This window comes from Candidatus Villigracilis vicinus (assembly GCF_016702885.1).
GTDB classification, from domain to species: domain Bacteria; phylum Chloroflexota; class Anaerolineae; order Anaerolineales; family Villigracilaceae; genus Villigracilis; species Villigracilis vicinus.
This window is the reverse complement of the sequence record NZ_JADJDD010000025.1, coordinates 190,541-205,525: the sequence shown is the minus strand read 5'-3', so window position 1 is coordinate 205,525 and position 14,985 is coordinate 190,541. Positions and strand designations below refer to the sequence as shown.

Below are 14,985 nucleotides of genomic sequence, written 5' to 3'. Positions count from 1 at the left end.
ACACTCCCTTAGAGTGACACACAAAGGAATTTACATGAAAAATAAATTTAATAGACGAGATTTTCTGAAAGCCGCTTCGATCGGGACAGCCTCAGCGCTTGCCCTTGCGTGTGGTGTATTAACCCCGGAAGAGGAGACCAAACTTATGCCAAATCAAAATTCATCCACCAGTGCCGACGTGCTTGTGCTTGGCGCAGGCATAGCAGGGCTTGCTGCCGCGCGTACTTTGACCGATAAGGGCTTAAACGTCATCGTTCTCGAAGCGCGGACTCGTGTCGGTGGGCGCATGTGGACAGATTCGTCGCTGGGGTTGCCGCTCGATCTTGGCGCATCATGGATCCATGGCGTGAGTGGTAATCCGATCACGAAGCTGGCGAAACAGTTTGGGGCAAAAACCATGGCAACGGATGGCGAAAATGGAATCATGTTCCATGCGGATGGCAGTGAAATGTCAGATGCAGAATGGACAGAGATCGAGGCTTTGTTCGAGGAAATTTATGCTGAAGTGGAAATTATGCAGGAAGACACGGATAGCGATATGAGTTTACAAGAGGCATTTAATGAAGTATTGGCAGAGTATGATCTATCAGAAGAAGAACTGCGTGGATTAAATTATTACGCCTACCTTGGAACAGCATTGGAATATGGCGCTGACCCGAAGGATCTGTCGCTTTGGGAATGGGATCAAGATGAAGAATTTGGCGGCGAGGAAGTTATTTTCCCTGGCGGGTACAACCAGATCACGGATGGACTTGCAAAAGGCTTGGATATTCGCTTGGGGACGGTGGTGAACACTGTCCGTTATGGAAGTGATGGGGTTGAGGTGGAAACGTCTGCAGGAAGCTTTGTGGCCGATAAAGCCGTGGTGACGTTTCCGCTTGGGGTGTTGGAAACAGGCTTCTGTTAAAGTTTGAGCCGCAATTACCCGAGTCGAAACAGTCGGCAATTAAGCGTCTTGCAATGGGCGTCCTCAATAAAGTCTATTTGAAATTTCCAGAAACGTTTTGGGATGAGGATATACAGACTATCAGTTATATGGGTGAGGAGCTTGGCGAATGGAGTGACTGGTTGAGTTTTGCGCCGTTCACGGGTGAGCCTGTGTTGATGGCTTTTCATGGTGGCGATAAGGGCTTTGCGCTTGAAGACCTTTCGGATGACGACATCCATAAAGGTGCCATGAATGCGTTGCGCATGATGTTCGGAGATGATATCCCTGAACCTGAAGGGATGTTGGTGACACGTTGGGGCAAAGACCCGTTTGCCTTTGGCGCATATTCGCACATTCCGCCTTTTGCGAGCGGCGCTGATTATGATGCGCTTTTTGAGCCCGTGGACGATGTTTTATTCTTTGCCGGTGAGGCGACCTGGCGTGAGTACCCCAGCACGGTACATGGAGCATATCTTTCAGGCGTGGCTGCTGCTGAAGAGATGTGAGCAGGGTTTCCAGATCTGCCAACTGAAGAAATCAAAAACGGACGAGGTGAAACCTCGTCCGTTTTTAGCTATTAAATAGGTTATTCGAACTCGATATCAATCTCTTCGTCTTCTTTCCAGTCTTCGCTGCGTTCAAATTCAATATCGCCGAATAATACGTCCTGTTTGGCTGTTACACGATAGCGCTTGACCAATTCCAACAGTGCAAGAAAAGTCACCACGATTTCCACACGGGTGGCTTTATCAGTGATGAGTCCGCTAAAGTGCATGCGTTGAATGTTCTTCAAGGTCTTTGTAATGTAATCGATCTTCTCGCGGATGGTTACCTTTGGCGCACTGATGACCGTGGTTAGTGGTTTCTTATCTTTACCCTTTGAGAGCGCAGATTCCGCTGCGGAGATCAGTTTTTCCAAAGTCAGATTCGATAGGTCAAGTTTTGGTTCCACTTTGGGTGGTGGTGCCACGCGCAGGAATGTTCGTAAGTTTAAGGTCTGGCGTTCTTCCATCCATACCGCGATTTCCTTGTAGCGCTTATAAAGCCGTAACTGTTCCACCAGCGCCAGCCCAGGGTCTTCTTCACCGGGTTCGCGTTCGGGCGGGCGCGGCAAAAGTGCCTCTGATTTGATTTGTACCAGCTTCGCCGCAATTACCAAAAACGACGAGATCTCTTCCGGTAATTGGTTTTCCACCATGCGCAAATGTTCGAGATATTGGTCTGTTACAGAACCTAACGAGACCGTTGTAATATCCAGTTCGGCGCGTTCGATCAGGCTCAATAAAAGATCCAGTGGTCCCTCGTAAACAGGGGTCAGAACCTTATATGTGCCGAGTTGATTTCCAAGAATTCCATCCATAGCGGGCGAATTATATCATTGCATCTTCCCGTCACTGCAAGGGGGCTTTGCTCTGGTGCCCTCACAATGGCGGAAATTGAGCGGTTATAATTCAGTTCATGTCCAAGCTAACTCATCTCGATGAACACGGTCGCGCAAAAATGGTGGATGTGAGCGATAAGCCCGATACCTCCCGCACTGCCATCGCCCGCGGTGAAGTCCACATGAAAAAGGAGACATTGGAATTGATCCGTGCCGGGCAGATCAAGAAGGGCGATGTTTTGACGGTGGCTCAAATTGCAGGCATTACCGCCTCAAAACGGACCTCAGACCTGATTCCGTTATGTCATCCTTTGCCACTCTCAAAAGTTGATGTCGACCTTGAGTTGGATGACACGCTCCCAGGTGTTGTCATTACCGCTACTGCCAAGGTCACCGGCAAAACCGGTGTAGAAATGGAAGCGCTGACTGCTGTCTCGGTCGCTGCGCTCACTGTGTATGATATGGCGAAAGCTGCCGAGAAAACCATGCGGATTCAAAATATCCGTCTCGTTGAAAAGCATGGTGGTCAATCGGGAGATATTGTCAACCCGTAATGGCGACTTTGTCCCTTTTATTTTTGGTGAACCCATGAATTATCCCTCCATCAACCTCCAAGAAAAGCTCTCGAAATTTTCCGAGCACTGGTCGCCGAAGATCATTGCTCAAATGAATGACTATCATCTCAAACTTGCCAAAGTTCAGGGAGAATTCGTCTGGCACAGCCATCCCGAAACCGATGAAGTCTTCATTGTCGTGAAGGGTAACCTTGATATTCTCTTTCGTGATGGTAAAGTTTCACTTAATGATGGCGAAATGTTCGTTGTACCCAAAGGGGTGGAGCACAAGCCTGTTGCTGAGCAGGAGTGTCATATTCTGTTGATCGAACCTGCAGGCTTGGTCAACACAGGTACTGCAAAAGATTCCACGCTAACAGCCCCTACTGATGTCTGGATTTAATATGAACCATATCAAACTATTATTTTTTGCAACTATTCGTGATCGTGCCGGGACTAAATCGATGGAGATGGATATTCCAATGGACATGACCATCCTGCAATTGAAGGAAAAGCTTGGCGCTGATCACCCCAATTTGAGAGAGTCGATGAAATCTGTGTTGATCACGATCAACCGTGAGTATGCTTTCGATGAAGCCGTTGTTCCCAGTAATGCTGAAATTGCCTTATTCCCACCCGTCAGCGGTGGATAAGGTGCGTATGCAAGATACCACGCATAATTCATACTAGAACCAAGAGAGTTTTATGACCGAAACATTCCCAACCATTTATTCCATCACCGAATCAGAAATTGATTTAAACGACCTGCTTGCCAGGATCACACTTACCTCCACGGGGGCAGCAGCCATCTTCACCGGTATGGTGCGTGGTGTTACCTCACGTGGCGATGCTCATGAGACGGAATATCTCGAGTACGAGTCGTATGTGCCGATGGCAGAAGCTAAAATGAAACAGGTTGCCGATGAGATCCGTGAGAAGTGGGCTGTTGTGGAAGGTATTGCCATCGTTCAACGCATTGGCAAGTTGTACCCGAAGACCCCAACTGTGTTGATTGCATGCACTGCTGCCCATCGTGATACAGGTGTCTTTGAGGCTGCCCGTTATGGGATTGACCGTCTCAAAGAGATCGTCCCTGTCTGGAAAAAGGAAATCGGTCCTGATGGGCAGGAATGGGTCGAAGGCGATTACATTCCGAAGCCTGGCGAATAATTTGTAAGGGCGGTTCACCCCGCCCTGTTTTGGAAAATCATGTTCCTTCATACCCAACGTCTGCTTCTTAGAAATTTCAACGCCTCTGACTTGGAGGCTTTTTTGGCGTATCGTAATGATCCCGTGGTAGCAAAATATCAAAGTTGGTCACTGCCATATCCGCGCGAGAAAGCGGAGGCTTTGATTCGTGAAATGCAGGACGTCCACGCGCCTAAAGTGGATGATTGGCTGCAGCTAGCCATTGAGCTAAAAGAGACGGGTGAATTGATCGGTGATATTGCTTTCGTCATAAAAGGAGACGATGCCCGACAGGCCATAATTGGTTTCACTATCGCCTCCACTCACCAAAAGAATGGATACATTACCGAAGCCGCAACAGCCTTGCTGGATTATCTATTCGAAGACATGGACATGCACCGCGTCATTGCCGACTGCGATACGGAAAACATAGGCTCATGGAAAACTCTTGAGAAGTTGGGCTTCCGGCGGGAAGCTCACTTTGTAGAAAGCTTGCTTGTGGGGAATGATTATGTAAGTGAATACCACTATGGCTTGCTTCAACGCGAATGGCGTGCGAAAGCGGCGTTTAGAAACTGTTGATGATGCATCTGCCATTGTCACCGTCCATGGGACAGCTTGGAGAGAGAGTTACCGTGGAATCGTCTCAGATGAGTTTTTAGGCAGCCTTTCCATTCAGCGACGGGCAGAGCAGTGGGTGAGCTCAATCTCAGATTGATTAGGCGGTATTAAAATAATAGAATCTGTATATGGCTGGCGGGATCTGAAAATATTTTCGACGTAAACCCCTTTTTGAGAGAGCTGGCAGGCATGGGCGGAAAGCGAAGCGGAGCGTCACGATTTCGTAAATTCTGTGTTCTTACTGTAGTTATATTCACTGAATTCGGAGGAGAAATGCAGGAACGTATCGTCATCACGGGTATGGGCACGGTCAACCCGCTCGGTTTGAATGTTAAAGAGAGTTGGGAAAATGTGATCGGGGGGAGATCGGGGGTGGGTCCCATCACTATTTTCGATTCACATGCGGCGAATTTACAGGTGCATATCGCTGCTGAAGTGAAGAACTTTAAGCCTGAAGAATATATGGACGCTCGTGAAGCACGTCGCCGTGATCGTTTTGAACAGTTTGCTGTGGCGTCTGCCAAAGAAGCTATTTCGAATTCGGGGTTGGAAGTGACTGAAGCCAACTCAGGGCGTATTGGCGTGATCATTTCTTCTGCCATTGGTGGTTTACATTCTCTGCAGGAAGCCACTCTGATCAATTATAAGGAAGGTCCCCGAAAGGTTAGTCCGTTTTTGATTCCCATGTTGATGGCGAATGGTGGTGCAGGTATGACTGCCATTGAATTTGGAATCAAGGGTCCGTGTTTTTCGGTGGCGTCGGCTTGTGCTTCCGGTGCGGATGGAATTGGAACGGCACTGATGATGCTTCGCACGGGGATGATCGATGCTGCGGTGACTGGCGCTGCCGAAACGACGATCACATCCACGGGTGTGGCTGCGTTTGATCGCGTAGGTGCCATGTCTCGTCGTAACGATGGTTATTCGATGACGCCGCAGCCCTTTGATAAGAACCGTGATGGTCTGGTGATGGGGGAAGGTGGTGCTGTGATCGTTCTGGAGCGCGAATCGGATGCGAAGGCGCGTGGCGCGAATATTTTGGCGGAACTTGCCGGGTATGGTGCTACAGCAGATGCATTTCATGTGACGGCTCCGCATGAGCATGGCGCAGGCGGAGCGGCAGCCATGAAGATGGCGCTGGCTTCTGCTAAAGCGAATGTGGATGAAGTCGGTTATATCAACGCCCATGGGACGGGGACATCCCTTAATGATCAGGCGGAGACACGCGCGGTCAAAGCGGCATTTGGTGACCTGGCATATAAGGTTCCGATCTCTTCAACAAAATCAATGACCGGGCATATGATGGGTGCGACGGGTGCATTAGAGATCATTTTCTGTGTGCAGGCGATTCGTGAAGGCATTCTGCCCCCGACCATCCATTACGAAACCCCTGACCCTGAATGTGATCTGGACTATATTCCGAACAAGGCGCGCGAGGCGAAAATCTCTTTAGCGATCAGCAATGCCTTTGGGTTCGGCGGACACAACGCTGTGCTGGCGGTTCGAAAATACAGCTAGAGAATCAACCAATCGAGACCTCTTCCAAGAGGTCTCTTTCTTTATGGAGGCTGTATGATCCTGGCTGTTGATGTTCAATATGTTGATGATGCCGCTTATGCGGCTGGAATTCTATTCTCTAATTGGACTTCCGCTTCGATCCAGAAGATCATTCGCAAGCGCATCGAAAGTGTCCAAGCTTATGAGCCGGGTGCTTTCTACAAGCGTGAGCTGCCCTGTCTCAAGGCTATTCTTTCTGATGTTGATCTTGAATTGGATGTCATTCTTATTGATGGTTATGTTAGCCTGGGTTTCGATGCCAAACCGGGGTTAGGACGTTACCTTTTTGAAGCACTAAATTCCAATGTGCCAGTGATAGGGGTTGCCAAGACGCGTTATTTGAACACACCGTCTGAATGTGAATTGATCAGAGGTATCAGCCGGAAGCCCCTTTATATTACGGCAGCAGGCATCCCCTTGGACGAGGCAAAATCTCTGGTTGGTTCAATGTCTGGGGAGGGCAGGATCCCGGATTTGCTGGCTCAGGTAGACCGGTTGGCTCGGGAATTGGGTGGTTAGAATAACCCGTTTTTTCTTGTGTATTGAGAACATCCATGCTATAATCCGCCCTCGCGTATATTGGAAACCTAATCACAAAGTAAGGAAGACGGAAATGGCAGACCTGATTAAAGCCGTAGAGGCAAAAGACAACGAAAAGATCCCCCAGCTTGCTGCTGGCGATACTGTTAGCGTCCACGTAAAGATCAAGGAAGGCGAACGTGAGCGTATTCAGGAGTTCAAGGGCTTGGTGATCCGCCTGCGAAACAGCGGCAACAACTCCTCGGTGACCGTCCGCCGTATGGCGTCGAACGGCATCGGTGTGGAGCGTACTTTCCTGCTCCGCTCGCCGCGTGTAGACAAGATCGTGGTGGAACGCCACGGCAAAGTCCGCCGCGCTCAGCTGTACTACATGCGTGATCGCACCGGCAAGAGCGCCCGCATCAAGGAAAAGTTCTCCTAGTTTTTCCTTACCAGACTCCGATGAATTTTTCATCGGAGTCTTTTTTTTGTTTAATTTCATCCTGAATATGCTTGTGGTATCCTTGGATTTCTGTATTGTAAATTTCCCCTTTTGGAGGAACCTGTGACCAAACCGTTGATCGGAATTACCACCTTTAACCGTAATAATGATTATGGCAGACCCATGTCGGGTGTGCAACATACTTATATTCGCGCCGTGGTTCAGGCGGGCGGGATACCGATTTTGATCCCGTCTATATTGGAAGAAGAAGACCGGAACGATCTGTATGCTCGCGTACAAGGTGTGTTATTTTCCGGCGGCGGGGATATTTCGATCAAGTATTTTCAGGGAGAAGATCATCCCAAGATCGCAGAGGTGGATGACTCTCGTGATATTACAGAACTCACCTTATTGAAGAAAACTGTGGAAGATGGCAAGCCGTTTCTGGCAATTTGCCGCGGTGTTCAAGTGATGAATGTTGCCCTGGGTGGTACGCTCTACACCCACATTCCCGATCAATTTAACACGACCCTGGAGCATAGTCAGGATGAATTTACAACCATCGCTCATCCGGTCAATATTGATGAGGATTCGCGCCTGGCGGAGATATTCGGTGAGACGCTTTTGAATGTGAATAGTCTGCATCATCAGGGCTTGAAAGACGTCGCTTCTTCCCTGAAGGTGGTTGGTCATGCTCCAGACGGCATGATCGAGGCTGTTGAATTGCCTGACCATCCCTATGCAATGGGCGTGCAATGGCACCCCGAATGGTTGACCGACCAACCTGTAATGCGTCGTTTGTTTAAGTCTTTTGTGGATGCATCTCAAAAATAGAATTCCGAATCATGAATCTGCGTCAACGTTGGATGGAGAGGCTCATTAATTTTTACCCGCCGCTTGTTGGGGCGGGCATTCGTTCCCACACCATTGATGATCGAACCGTTGAAGTTGAAATGAACTTGACCTCCTTCAACAGAAATCTGGTCGGTGTACATTTTGGCGGGTCACTGTATGCCATGTGCGACCCATGGTTTATGTTGATCTTGATGCGTTTGTTGGGCAGTGACTATATTGTTTGGGATAAAGCAGCCAGCATCCAATTTAAGAAGCCAGGGCGCAGCAGAGTGCGAGCGCGGTTCAATATTCCTGTTGAGCGAGTGGAAGAAATTCGCAGAGATGCTGATGCACAAGGCAAGATCGAGCCCGTCTTTTTTGTTGATGTTATCGGCGAAGAAGGCGAAGTCGTTGCCAGTGTTGAAAAGCTCTTGTATGTGCGTAGAAAGAAGCCTATTTAACGGTTATTAATATGAATACAGAACCGATCGGTGTTTTTGATTCCGGCGTAGGCGGGCTTTCCGTTTTACGTGAGATCCGTTCGTTGATGCCAGGGGAGGACATTATTTATTTCGGTGATCAGGGGCATGTCCCTTATGGTCCGCGGGCAATGGGACAGATACAGGACTTTTCCGAAGGGATCGCTCAATTTTTGCTGAAGCAGCGTGCGAAAATAATTGTTGTCGCTTGCAATACTGCATCTGCAGCGGCGTTGACTTATTTGCGGCAAACCTTCCCTGAGGTGCCTTTTGTGGGTATGGAGCCAGCCGTCAAACCGGCGGCGGAGAAGACCCAGACTGGCAAAGTAGGTGTACTGGCTACCCCAGCTACATTTCAGGGGGCATTATATGCTTCTGTGGTGGAACGCTTTGCGAATGGTGTGGAGCTTTTCCAGAACACATGCAATGGATTGGTTCAGCAGATCGAGACCGGAGATTTAAACAGCGAAAAGACGCGTCAAATCCTGCGGAATGCGTTACAACCCATGCTGGAGAATAATATTGACACCGTGGTGTTAGGGTGTACACATTATCCGTTTGTGATCCCGCTGGTTGAAGAGATCGTTGGGGAGAAGGTCAGGGTGATCGACCCCGCTCCTGCAGTGGCGCGGCAGGTCAAACGTCTGCTGGAGACGCGGGGGATGATAAACGAGACTGGCGGCATCCTGCGTTTTGTCACCTCTGGCGAGGCAGCAGCACTTAAGTCCAGTTTAAATATTTTATTGGGGATCAATAGCGAAGTTGAGACGATTATTTGGAAGAACGATTTGGAGATTGTGGCTTGACCACCAGCAAGGTTAGATTTTTGCCCAGTACCCTTAACTCGTCTTCGTCCTTGAATTTCATACCAACCATTGCCATGACAGAACGAGTATAGGCGGGTTTACGTCGAAAGAATTGGACGAGTATTTCACCCGTATCGCCTTCGTTGAGAATTTCTGCCTGGGCAATAAACTTTCGCCTGCCAACTTGTGCGTTAAATAAAGGATTGGCTTGAATATTTTTGAACCAATCTGCATGTGAGCCATAGGCTGCTTCAATGTAGTAGGTATCTGTGGTTGGGTTGTAATCCATCACGTCTACCAGTGTTTCGCGGCGTTTGCCGGTTTTTCTGCCGGTGGTGGCGATCAGCATCCATTGAGCTCCAATGAGCCGTTCCCAGCCGCCGAAGCCCAATTTATGCATAAATAACGGGATCTTGAAGAAATATTTTTGTAGAGGTGTGGGGCGTTTTTCTAGCATGTTATTTTCCAGTTATCAAGACTTTGAAAAAAATTATATCGCAGCGACTTTGCAACTTCCTTCTGTTGTATCAAGTTCGAGAACGAGGTCACTCAGTTCTTTGCACCCTTTGATTTGCATGACGCCCTCTCGATTCTGTTAAGTAAGTTTTACGATGTATTCCGAAAAGTTTTCCAAAATATCCTTGTTCGTGTTTTCCTGTAAAAACAAGGATCTTTCAACAAAGATAATTGTATACCCGCCATGGTAAGGTAAAAAATGCTGCTCTTTAAAAGTCAATACCTCGTGCTCATTAAACGATTTTCCGTAAAAGTCTTTGAATGATCGTACGACCTTGTATTTAATTCCGGGCGTTAGCCCATATGCCGTCCCTTCTAATTCGGGGCGTGGCGGAGTAGGGATGGCATTCTGCGTTTTGTATGCCTCAGCGCGCTGTTCATCCCGTGCCTGTAATGTGCGAAGCAATGCCCATAAGTAGAAGACTGAAAACAATCCAAGCATCATGATGGTCACAGTCCACGAACCAGGCGGATGGTCTAGTGGCTTTAGGGCAAATATCGCAAAAAATGCTGCTGCCAGATATAAAAGGATCGTGAAGATCGGATTGTATTTTGGTCTTTTCATTTTTGCCTACTCATCTGAATAGGTTATGTCCAGATCCTGTTTGCTTACCTGAGTTGAACGTAGGGCTTCAAAGCTTAATTGGCTTGGGTCAAGATCGAATTTTCTGGTGATACGTTCGAATATTGCATGGTAACCAGCTTTTACCATGGCTTCCCAATTCAGAGCCAGTAAGTCTGCTACTTTATGCAGTGCATTAATATCTTCCCCTTCGATCTCAACGAAATTTCCGTACGGCAATTCATCCAACATGATGTGGACCTGATGCAGTTCATAAGTGGTTCGGTATTTTTCGTAGAACACAACCGGAATAAACCCCAGTGCTTCTAGGAAATCCTGTGCCGCCTCAAAGCTGCTGACCGAGAATTCGATCTCCCGGCGGCTAAGGACTCCGCCAGCACGTTCTTCGCTGGGTCCCTTGAATGTGAATTTCGCTTCGGTATCGTTGCGCAGGCGCAGCACTTTGAACTCCCGCCGCAGGTCGCCGTTTGGGTTATCGAAACGCAGGTTGACTTCATGTACCCGTGGCTGAATCAAATGCGCCTTCAACTCGCGAAGGCGCATTTCGATCCGACCCAGATCTTTTACAAAGAGCTTAACTTCGGTTTCTTGTCCGGTCATGGTTAATGCAGGTTTAAAAGGATCTGCTTCTGTTCAACGCTTTCGCCCGCTTTCACCTTGATATGGCTGACAGTGCCATCCCGGGGCGATTTCAGCTCGTTTTGCATCTTCATCGACTCAAGGATTACGAGCACCTGTCCTTTTTTGACTTCCTGTCCTTCATTGACCGGTATGGCAACAACAAGACCCGGCATGGGCGCTTTGAGGTGGAATTCGCCTCCTTCTGCTGCGCCGCCGCCTGCTGCAACTCTCAGTCGTTTTTCACGCTCATCCTCGACCTTTACCTGGAACTGCCGCCCACGCAGCAACACCTGCCAGTCCTCGTCGCCGGGGTACACATACGACTCGTAGGATTTTCCATCCAAAATCAGCGAATAAACGGGCTGCCCGCTGACCGATTCAAAATTAACCTCCAGCAGGCGCCCAGCCACACGTACATGGTGGTCATCCACCACTTCGATCTCGAATTCCTTGCCGTCAATGGTTGTCACATATTTCATGCGTTTGCCTCAATCGTAATTTAACGATGCATTCGTTCCCAGCGACCGACCCACTTCCAGTTGCTGGTATCGCGTTCATTGCCGCGCACGATCTGTGCCGAGCGTTCGGTTTCCTTGTGAGAGACCAGAGTGGCAAGGATGGCGGCGATCTCCGCCTGGGCCTCATCAATTTCAGACGCGGCTTCCATCGAGAAGCGTTCTTCGACAAAGCGGGTATCGAATTGACCGCCCATGAAGCGGTGTGAATCCATCAGGGTTTGGTGGAAGGGGATATTGGTGCGTACCCCTACGATGCGATATTCTTCCAGGGCACGGCGCATGCGTAGAATGGCTTGCGCACGGGTCTCGCCCCACACAATGAGTTTGGCGATCATTGGATCATAGAACGGTGTGATCTCAAAGCCAGGGTAAACGCCTGTGTCCACGCGCACACCCGGACCAGTGGGGATGATGCTGTGGGTAATACGACCCGTGGATGGGATAAAGTTGTTGAAAGGGTCTTCTGCATTCACGCGGCATTCAATGGCGTGACCTTTAAATTGGACCTGCTCTTGAGTGTAGCTGAGCTGGCGTCCGCGTGCGATGCGTAATTGTTCAGCAACGATATCAATACCGGTTACCAATTCGGTTACCGGATGTTCCACCTGAAGGCGGGTATTCATTTCCAGAAAATAGAAGTTACGGTCTTTATCAACCAGGAATTCAATCGTGCCTGCGTTGACGTAGTTCACGGCTTGAGCGGCTTTGACAGCGACATCGCCCATCTGTTTGCGCAATTCTTCGTCGAGGAATGGAGACGGTGCTTCTTCTACAAGTTTTTGGTGGCGGCGTTGAATGGAACATTCTCGTTCACCGAGATGAATGACGTTTCCTTGTTCATCTGCCATGATTTGGAATTCGATATGGCGTGCGCCTTCGATCAATTTTTCAAGATAGACATTGCCGTCGCCAAATGCCGATTCTGCTTCACGCCTCGCCGACGCGAGAAGTGTTGGCATTTCTTCCAAGCTGCGGACTTCTCTCATGCCTTTTCCACCACCACCTGCCGTCGCCTTGATAAGCAGCGGAAATCCAATGGTAGGGGCGATACGCAACAGGTCATCGTTGGTCATATTGCCAACGTCTTCAGTGCCGGGCACAACCGGTACTCCGGCTTTGATAACCGTGGCACGGGCTTTGCCTTTGTCGCCCATGGCAGCAATGGCAGAAGGTTTAGGACCGATAAATGTTATTCCTAATTCAGCGCATTTGGCGGCAAAATCTTCCCGTTCTGCGAGAAATCCGTAGCCGGGGTGAATGGCATCGGCGCCGGAGCGTTTTGCAACATCGAAAATTTTATCGGCACGCAAATACGATTCGCGCGAAGGGGCGGGACCAAGTAAATAGGCTTCATCGGCATAGCGTACATGAAGCGCGTTTCTGTCTGCTTCTGAAAACACGGCAACGGTTTCGAGCCCCAGTTCGCGGCAGGCGCGCAAGATGCGGACGGCAATTTCACCGCGGTTTGCAACTAGTACTTTTTTGAACAACATGGTTGCTCCTCGGTTTATAGTGGAATATTGCCGTGTTTCTTGGCAGGGTTCGCATCGCGCTTGTTGCTGAGCATGGCGAGCGCGTTGATCAGGCGTGGGCGGGTCTCTTTGGGTTCAATGACATCGTCAATGTAACCGCGGGAAGCCGCCACATAAGGGTTGGCAAATTTTTCCTTGTACTCTGCCACCAATTCCGCTTTACGTTTGATGGGGTCTTCTGCCGCTTCGAGCTCACGACGGAAGATGATGCTGACTGCACCATCGGGACCCATGACTGCAATTTCCGAGGTGGGCCAGGCGAGGTTCAGGTCTGAGCGAATGTGCTTGGAAGACATGACGCAGTACGCGCCACCATACGCCTTGCGAGTGATGACGGTTAATTTTGGCACAGTGGCTTCGCAGTAGGCGTAAAGCAATTTTGCACCAGAGCGGATGATGCCGTGATGTTCCTGAAAGGTTCCCGGCAGGAAGCCAGGGACATCTTCAAATGTGATGATCGGAATATTGAAGGCGTCACAGAAACGGACGAACCGGGCGCCTTTTTCACTGGCATCGATATCAAGCACGCCTGCGAGTACTGCTGGTTGGTTGGCGACAATGCCTACAGATTGTCCACCGAGGCGGGCGAAGCCTACCACGATATTGGCGGCGTAGTTTTCGTGGATTTCGAAGAAGTTACCATCATCCACAATATGGCGAATGACCTCTTTGATATCGTACGGTTTATTCGCGTCATCTGGGACGAGGGTGTTGAGCGCTTCTTCCATGCGCAGCGGGTCGTCAGAAGTGGGGACGACGGGAGCATCTTCCATGTTGTTCTGCGGCAGGTAGCTCATCATTTTGCGGATGAGATAAAGCGTATCAGCTTCACTATCTGCGGCAATGTGACAGACGCCGGATTTTTCCGAATGTACGCCTGCTCCGCCGAGTTCTTCCTGGGTTACTTCTTCATGAGTCACGGTCTTGACCACATCCGGACCGGTGACGAACATGTATGAGGTGTTGCGGGTCATGAAGATAAAGTCTGTAAGAGCCGGGGAGTATACTGCACCGCCGGCACAGGGTCCCATAATGGCAGATATCTGTGGGATGACACCGGATGCCATTGTGTTGCGTAGGAAGATGTCTGCGTATCCGCCGAGGGCGACAACGCCTTCCTGAATGCGCGCACCGCCAGAGTCGTTCAAGCCGATGACTGGAGCGCCGTTCTTCATTGCCATGTCCATGATCTTGCAGATCTTTTCGGCATGCACTTCACCAAGGCTGCCACCAAAAACCGTAAAATCCTGTGAATAGACGTACACCAGCCGTCCATCAATGGTGCCCCAGCCGGTGACGACCGAGTCGCCGATGATTTTTTGTTCGTCCAGCCCGAAGTCATGAGTGCGATGGACGACGAATGGGTCCACTTCGCGGAAGGAGCCGCGATCTAATAAAAGATCAAGACGTTCGCGCGCGGTCAGGCGTCCTTTTTTGTGCTGGGCATCGATGCGTGCCTGCCCGCCGCCAAGGCGGGATTGTGCTTTCAGGTTATTCAGTTGCTGGATTTTCGATATCTCGTTCATATGCCTCTCTCGACAGTGATTTCGATGCGAAATAGATTATGACCAAACATGCGAGATTTATGATGATCGCAAATGGTACGTTTGGGCGTGGATTTTGCCAGATCATCCGCTCACTCCAATACCAGATGGTGTAGCCTATTGCCGCCAATGAGAGCAGTTTAATGCTCCAAGGGTTCTTCTTCCAAATACTTGCTGCGATGGTCAACCCAATGATAAACCAAAAGGAACCCATGCCGGCACTGAAGAAGGGCGGCATTTGCACCGAGTATTCATTAAGGATCGACCGCCAGGCTAGGGATGTCCATGCCCGCAGGGCGTTCCACAATGCTAGGATTAACACCAGCATGCCCGCAAGGGTTACTGAAAAGGGACGTTTCATT

The 14,985-nt window shown here is 49.6% G+C and carries 21 protein-coding genes; 13 read left to right on the top strand and 8 right to left on the bottom strand.

Features of this window, described 5'->3' with window-relative positions; all coding sequences use genetic code 11:
* Window positions 1–34 precede the first annotated feature (34 nt).
* Together IPG80_RS16850 and IPG80_RS16845 are read left to right on the top strand one after the other, a co-directional pair.
* The gene (locus tag IPG80_RS16850; protein ID WP_345109197.1) at window positions 35–907 is read left to right on the top strand and encodes an FAD-dependent oxidoreductase; all 873 of its coding nucleotides are present in this window, start codon (window positions 35–37) and stop codon (window positions 905–907) included.
* Between the two features lie 53 nt (window positions 908–960).
* Window positions 961–1,434 carry an FAD-dependent oxidoreductase gene (locus tag IPG80_RS16845; RefSeq protein WP_345109194.1) on the top strand — a complete coding sequence of 158 codons (474 nt, stop codon included), beginning with the start codon at window positions 961–963 and terminating at the stop codon, window positions 1,432–1,434.
* An 80-nt stretch (window positions 1,435–1,514) separates the two neighbouring features.
* On the opposite strand, the gene IPG80_RS16840 is transcribed toward IPG80_RS16845, so the two are convergent.
* Window positions 1,515–2,288: a segregation/condensation protein A gene (locus IPG80_RS16840; RefSeq protein ID WP_345109191.1), complete on the bottom strand. Its 774-nt coding sequence runs from the start codon at window positions 2,286–2,288 to the stop codon at window positions 1,515–1,517.
* 98 nt (window positions 2,289–2,386) lie between these two features.
* On the opposite strand from IPG80_RS16840, the gene moaC reads away from it, so the two are divergent.
* From moaC to murI, 11 genes are all read left to right on the top strand, one after another.
* Entirely contained in the window at window positions 2,387–2,863 is a 477-nt protein-coding gene (moaC, locus tag IPG80_RS16835; protein WP_345109188.1) for a cyclic pyranopterin monophosphate synthase MoaC, read from the top strand.
* Between the two features lie 34 nt (window positions 2,864–2,897).
* Window positions 2,898–3,266: a cupin domain-containing protein gene (locus IPG80_RS16830; RefSeq protein ID WP_345109185.1), complete on the top strand. Its 369-nt coding sequence runs from the start codon at window positions 2,898–2,900 to the stop codon at window positions 3,264–3,266.
* A gap of 1 nt (window position 3,267) precedes the next feature.
* A complete protein-coding gene (locus IPG80_RS16825) occupies window positions 3,268–3,516 on the top strand; it encodes a MoaD/ThiS family protein (protein ID WP_345109182.1) in 249 nt (82 codons plus the stop codon).
* Between the two features lie 52 nt (window positions 3,517–3,568).
* Window positions 3,569–4,033 carry a molybdenum cofactor biosynthesis protein MoaE gene (locus tag IPG80_RS16820; RefSeq protein WP_345109178.1) on the top strand — a complete coding sequence of 155 codons (465 nt, stop codon included), beginning with the start codon at window positions 3,569–3,571 and terminating at the stop codon, window positions 4,031–4,033.
* A gap of 39 nt (window positions 4,034–4,072) precedes the next feature.
* The gene (locus IPG80_RS16815) at window positions 4,073–4,633 is read left to right on the top strand and encodes a GNAT family protein (protein WP_345109176.1); all 561 of its coding nucleotides are present in this window, start codon (window positions 4,073–4,075) and stop codon (window positions 4,631–4,633) included.
* 312 nt (window positions 4,634–4,945) lie between these two features.
* Window positions 4,946–6,190 (top strand): beta-ketoacyl-ACP synthase II, encoded by a 1,245-nt coding sequence (gene fabF, locus IPG80_RS16810; RefSeq protein ID WP_345109173.1) that lies wholly within the window; start codon window positions 4,946–4,948, stop codon window positions 6,188–6,190.
* Window positions 6,191–6,244: 54 nt separating this feature from the next.
* The gene (locus tag IPG80_RS16805) at window positions 6,245–6,748 is read left to right on the top strand and encodes an endonuclease V (protein ID WP_345109171.1); all 504 of its coding nucleotides are present in this window, start codon (window positions 6,245–6,247) and stop codon (window positions 6,746–6,748) included.
* 94 nt (window positions 6,749–6,842) lie between these two features.
* Window positions 6,843–7,190 carry a 50S ribosomal protein L19 gene (rplS, locus tag IPG80_RS16800; protein WP_345109168.1) on the top strand — a complete coding sequence of 116 codons (348 nt, stop codon included), beginning with the start codon at window positions 6,843–6,845 and terminating at the stop codon, window positions 7,188–7,190.
* Between the two features lie 123 nt (window positions 7,191–7,313).
* Window positions 7,314–8,024, top strand: coding sequence for a gamma-glutamyl-gamma-aminobutyrate hydrolase family protein (locus tag IPG80_RS16795; RefSeq protein ID WP_345109166.1), 711 nt, complete (start codon window positions 7,314–7,316; stop codon window positions 8,022–8,024).
* Window positions 8,025–8,035: 11 nt separating this feature from the next.
* Window positions 8,036–8,485 carry a DUF4442 domain-containing protein gene (locus IPG80_RS16790; protein WP_345109163.1) on the top strand — a complete coding sequence of 150 codons (450 nt, stop codon included), beginning with the start codon at window positions 8,036–8,038 and terminating at the stop codon, window positions 8,483–8,485.
* Between the two features lie 11 nt (window positions 8,486–8,496).
* A complete protein-coding gene (gene murI, locus IPG80_RS16785) occupies window positions 8,497–9,309 on the top strand; it encodes a glutamate racemase (protein ID WP_345109160.1) in 813 nt (270 codons plus the stop codon).
* On the opposite strand, the gene IPG80_RS16780 is transcribed toward murI, so the two are convergent.
* The 7 genes from IPG80_RS16780 to IPG80_RS16750 form a co-directional block, all read right to left on the bottom strand.
* Window positions 9,275–9,766 (bottom strand): nitroreductase family deazaflavin-dependent oxidoreductase, encoded by a 492-nt coding sequence (locus IPG80_RS16780; RefSeq protein WP_345109157.1) that lies wholly within the window; start codon window positions 9,764–9,766, stop codon window positions 9,275–9,277. The two genes, murI and IPG80_RS16780, sit on opposite strands and share 35 nt — an antisense overlap.
* A gap of 138 nt (window positions 9,767–9,904) precedes the next feature.
* Window positions 9,905–10,390, bottom strand: coding sequence for a DUF3601 domain-containing protein (locus IPG80_RS16775; RefSeq protein WP_345109155.1), 486 nt, complete (start codon window positions 10,388–10,390; stop codon window positions 9,905–9,907).
* A 6-nt stretch (window positions 10,391–10,396) separates the two neighbouring features.
* Window positions 10,397–11,008, bottom strand: a complete 612-nt coding sequence (gene cyaB, locus IPG80_RS16770) for a class IV adenylate cyclase (protein WP_345109152.1) — start codon at window positions 11,006–11,008, stop codon at window positions 10,397–10,399.
* 2 nt (window positions 11,009–11,010) lie between these two features.
* Entirely contained in the window at window positions 11,011–11,508 is a 498-nt protein-coding gene (locus IPG80_RS16765) for a biotin/lipoyl-containing protein (RefSeq protein WP_345109149.1), read from the bottom strand.
* Between the two features lie 20 nt (window positions 11,509–11,528).
* Entirely contained in the window at window positions 11,529–13,037 is a 1,509-nt protein-coding gene (accC, locus tag IPG80_RS16760) for an acetyl-CoA carboxylase biotin carboxylase subunit (protein ID WP_345110157.1), read from the bottom strand.
* Window positions 13,038–13,054: 17 nt separating this feature from the next.
* Window positions 13,055–14,605: an acyl-CoA carboxylase subunit beta gene (locus IPG80_RS16755; protein WP_345109147.1), complete on the bottom strand. Its 1,551-nt coding sequence runs from the start codon at window positions 14,603–14,605 to the stop codon at window positions 13,055–13,057.
* Window positions 14,571–14,984: a hypothetical protein gene (locus IPG80_RS16750; protein WP_345109145.1), complete on the bottom strand. Its 414-nt coding sequence runs from the start codon at window positions 14,982–14,984 to the stop codon at window positions 14,571–14,573. The genes IPG80_RS16755 and IPG80_RS16750 overlap by 35 nt, the downstream gene beginning before the upstream one ends.
* Between the last annotated feature and the right edge of the window lies 1 nt (window position 14,985).

Bases quoted from the DNA above. Each gene is read 5' to 3' on its own strand.
- IPG80_RS16830 (WP_345109185.1), top strand. From the start codon at position 2,898: ATGAATTATCCCTCCATCAACCTCCAAGAAAAGCTCTCGAAATTTTCC.
- IPG80_RS16820 (WP_345109178.1), top strand. From the start codon at position 3,569: ATGACCGAAACATTCCCAACCATTTATTCCATCACCGAATCAGAAATT.
- IPG80_RS16815 (WP_345109176.1), top strand. From the start codon at position 4,073: ATGTTCCTTCATACCCAACGTCTGCTTCTTAGAAATTTCAACGCCTCT.
- moaC (WP_345109188.1), top strand. From the start codon at position 2,387: ATGTCCAAGCTAACTCATCTCGATGAACACGGTCGCGCAAAAATGGTG.
- IPG80_RS16780 (WP_345109157.1), bottom strand. From the start codon at position 9,766: ATGCTAGAAAAACGCCCCACACCTCTACAAAAATATTTCTTCAAGATC.
- rplS (WP_345109168.1), top strand. From the start codon at position 6,843: ATGGCAGACCTGATTAAAGCCGTAGAGGCAAAAGACAACGAAAAGATC.
- IPG80_RS16755 (WP_345109147.1), bottom strand. From the start codon at position 14,605: ATGAACGAGATATCGAAAATCCAGCAACTGAATAACCTGAAAGCACAA.
- IPG80_RS16825 (WP_345109182.1), top strand. From the start codon at position 3,268: ATGAACCATATCAAACTATTATTTTTTGCAACTATTCGTGATCGTGCC.
- cyaB (WP_345109152.1), bottom strand. From the start codon at position 11,008: ATGACCGGACAAGAAACCGAAGTTAAGCTCTTTGTAAAAGATCTGGGT.
- murI (WP_345109160.1), top strand. From the start codon at position 8,497: ATGAATACAGAACCGATCGGTGTTTTTGATTCCGGCGTAGGCGGGCTT.
- IPG80_RS16765 (WP_345109149.1), bottom strand. From the start codon at position 11,508: ATGAAATATGTGACAACCATTGACGGCAAGGAATTCGAGATCGAAGTG.
- IPG80_RS16750 (WP_345109145.1), bottom strand. From the start codon at position 14,984: ATGAAACGTCCCTTTTCAGTAACCCTTGCGGGCATGCTGGTGTTAATC.
- IPG80_RS16775 (WP_345109155.1), bottom strand. From the start codon at position 10,390: ATGAAAAGACCAAAATACAATCCGATCTTCACGATCCTTTTATATCTG.
- IPG80_RS16790 (WP_345109163.1), top strand. From the start codon at position 8,036: ATGAATCTGCGTCAACGTTGGATGGAGAGGCTCATTAATTTTTACCCG.
- IPG80_RS16805 (WP_345109171.1), top strand. From the start codon at position 6,245: ATGATCCTGGCTGTTGATGTTCAATATGTTGATGATGCCGCTTATGCG.
- IPG80_RS16840 (WP_345109191.1), bottom strand. From the start codon at position 2,288: ATGGATGGAATTCTTGGAAATCAACTCGGCACATATAAGGTTCTGACC.
- IPG80_RS16850 (WP_345109197.1), top strand. From the start codon at position 35: ATGAAAAATAAATTTAATAGACGAGATTTTCTGAAAGCCGCTTCGATC.
- IPG80_RS16845 (WP_345109194.1), top strand. From the start codon at position 961: ATGGGCGTCCTCAATAAAGTCTATTTGAAATTTCCAGAAACGTTTTGG.
- fabF (WP_345109173.1), top strand. From the start codon at position 4,946: ATGCAGGAACGTATCGTCATCACGGGTATGGGCACGGTCAACCCGCTC.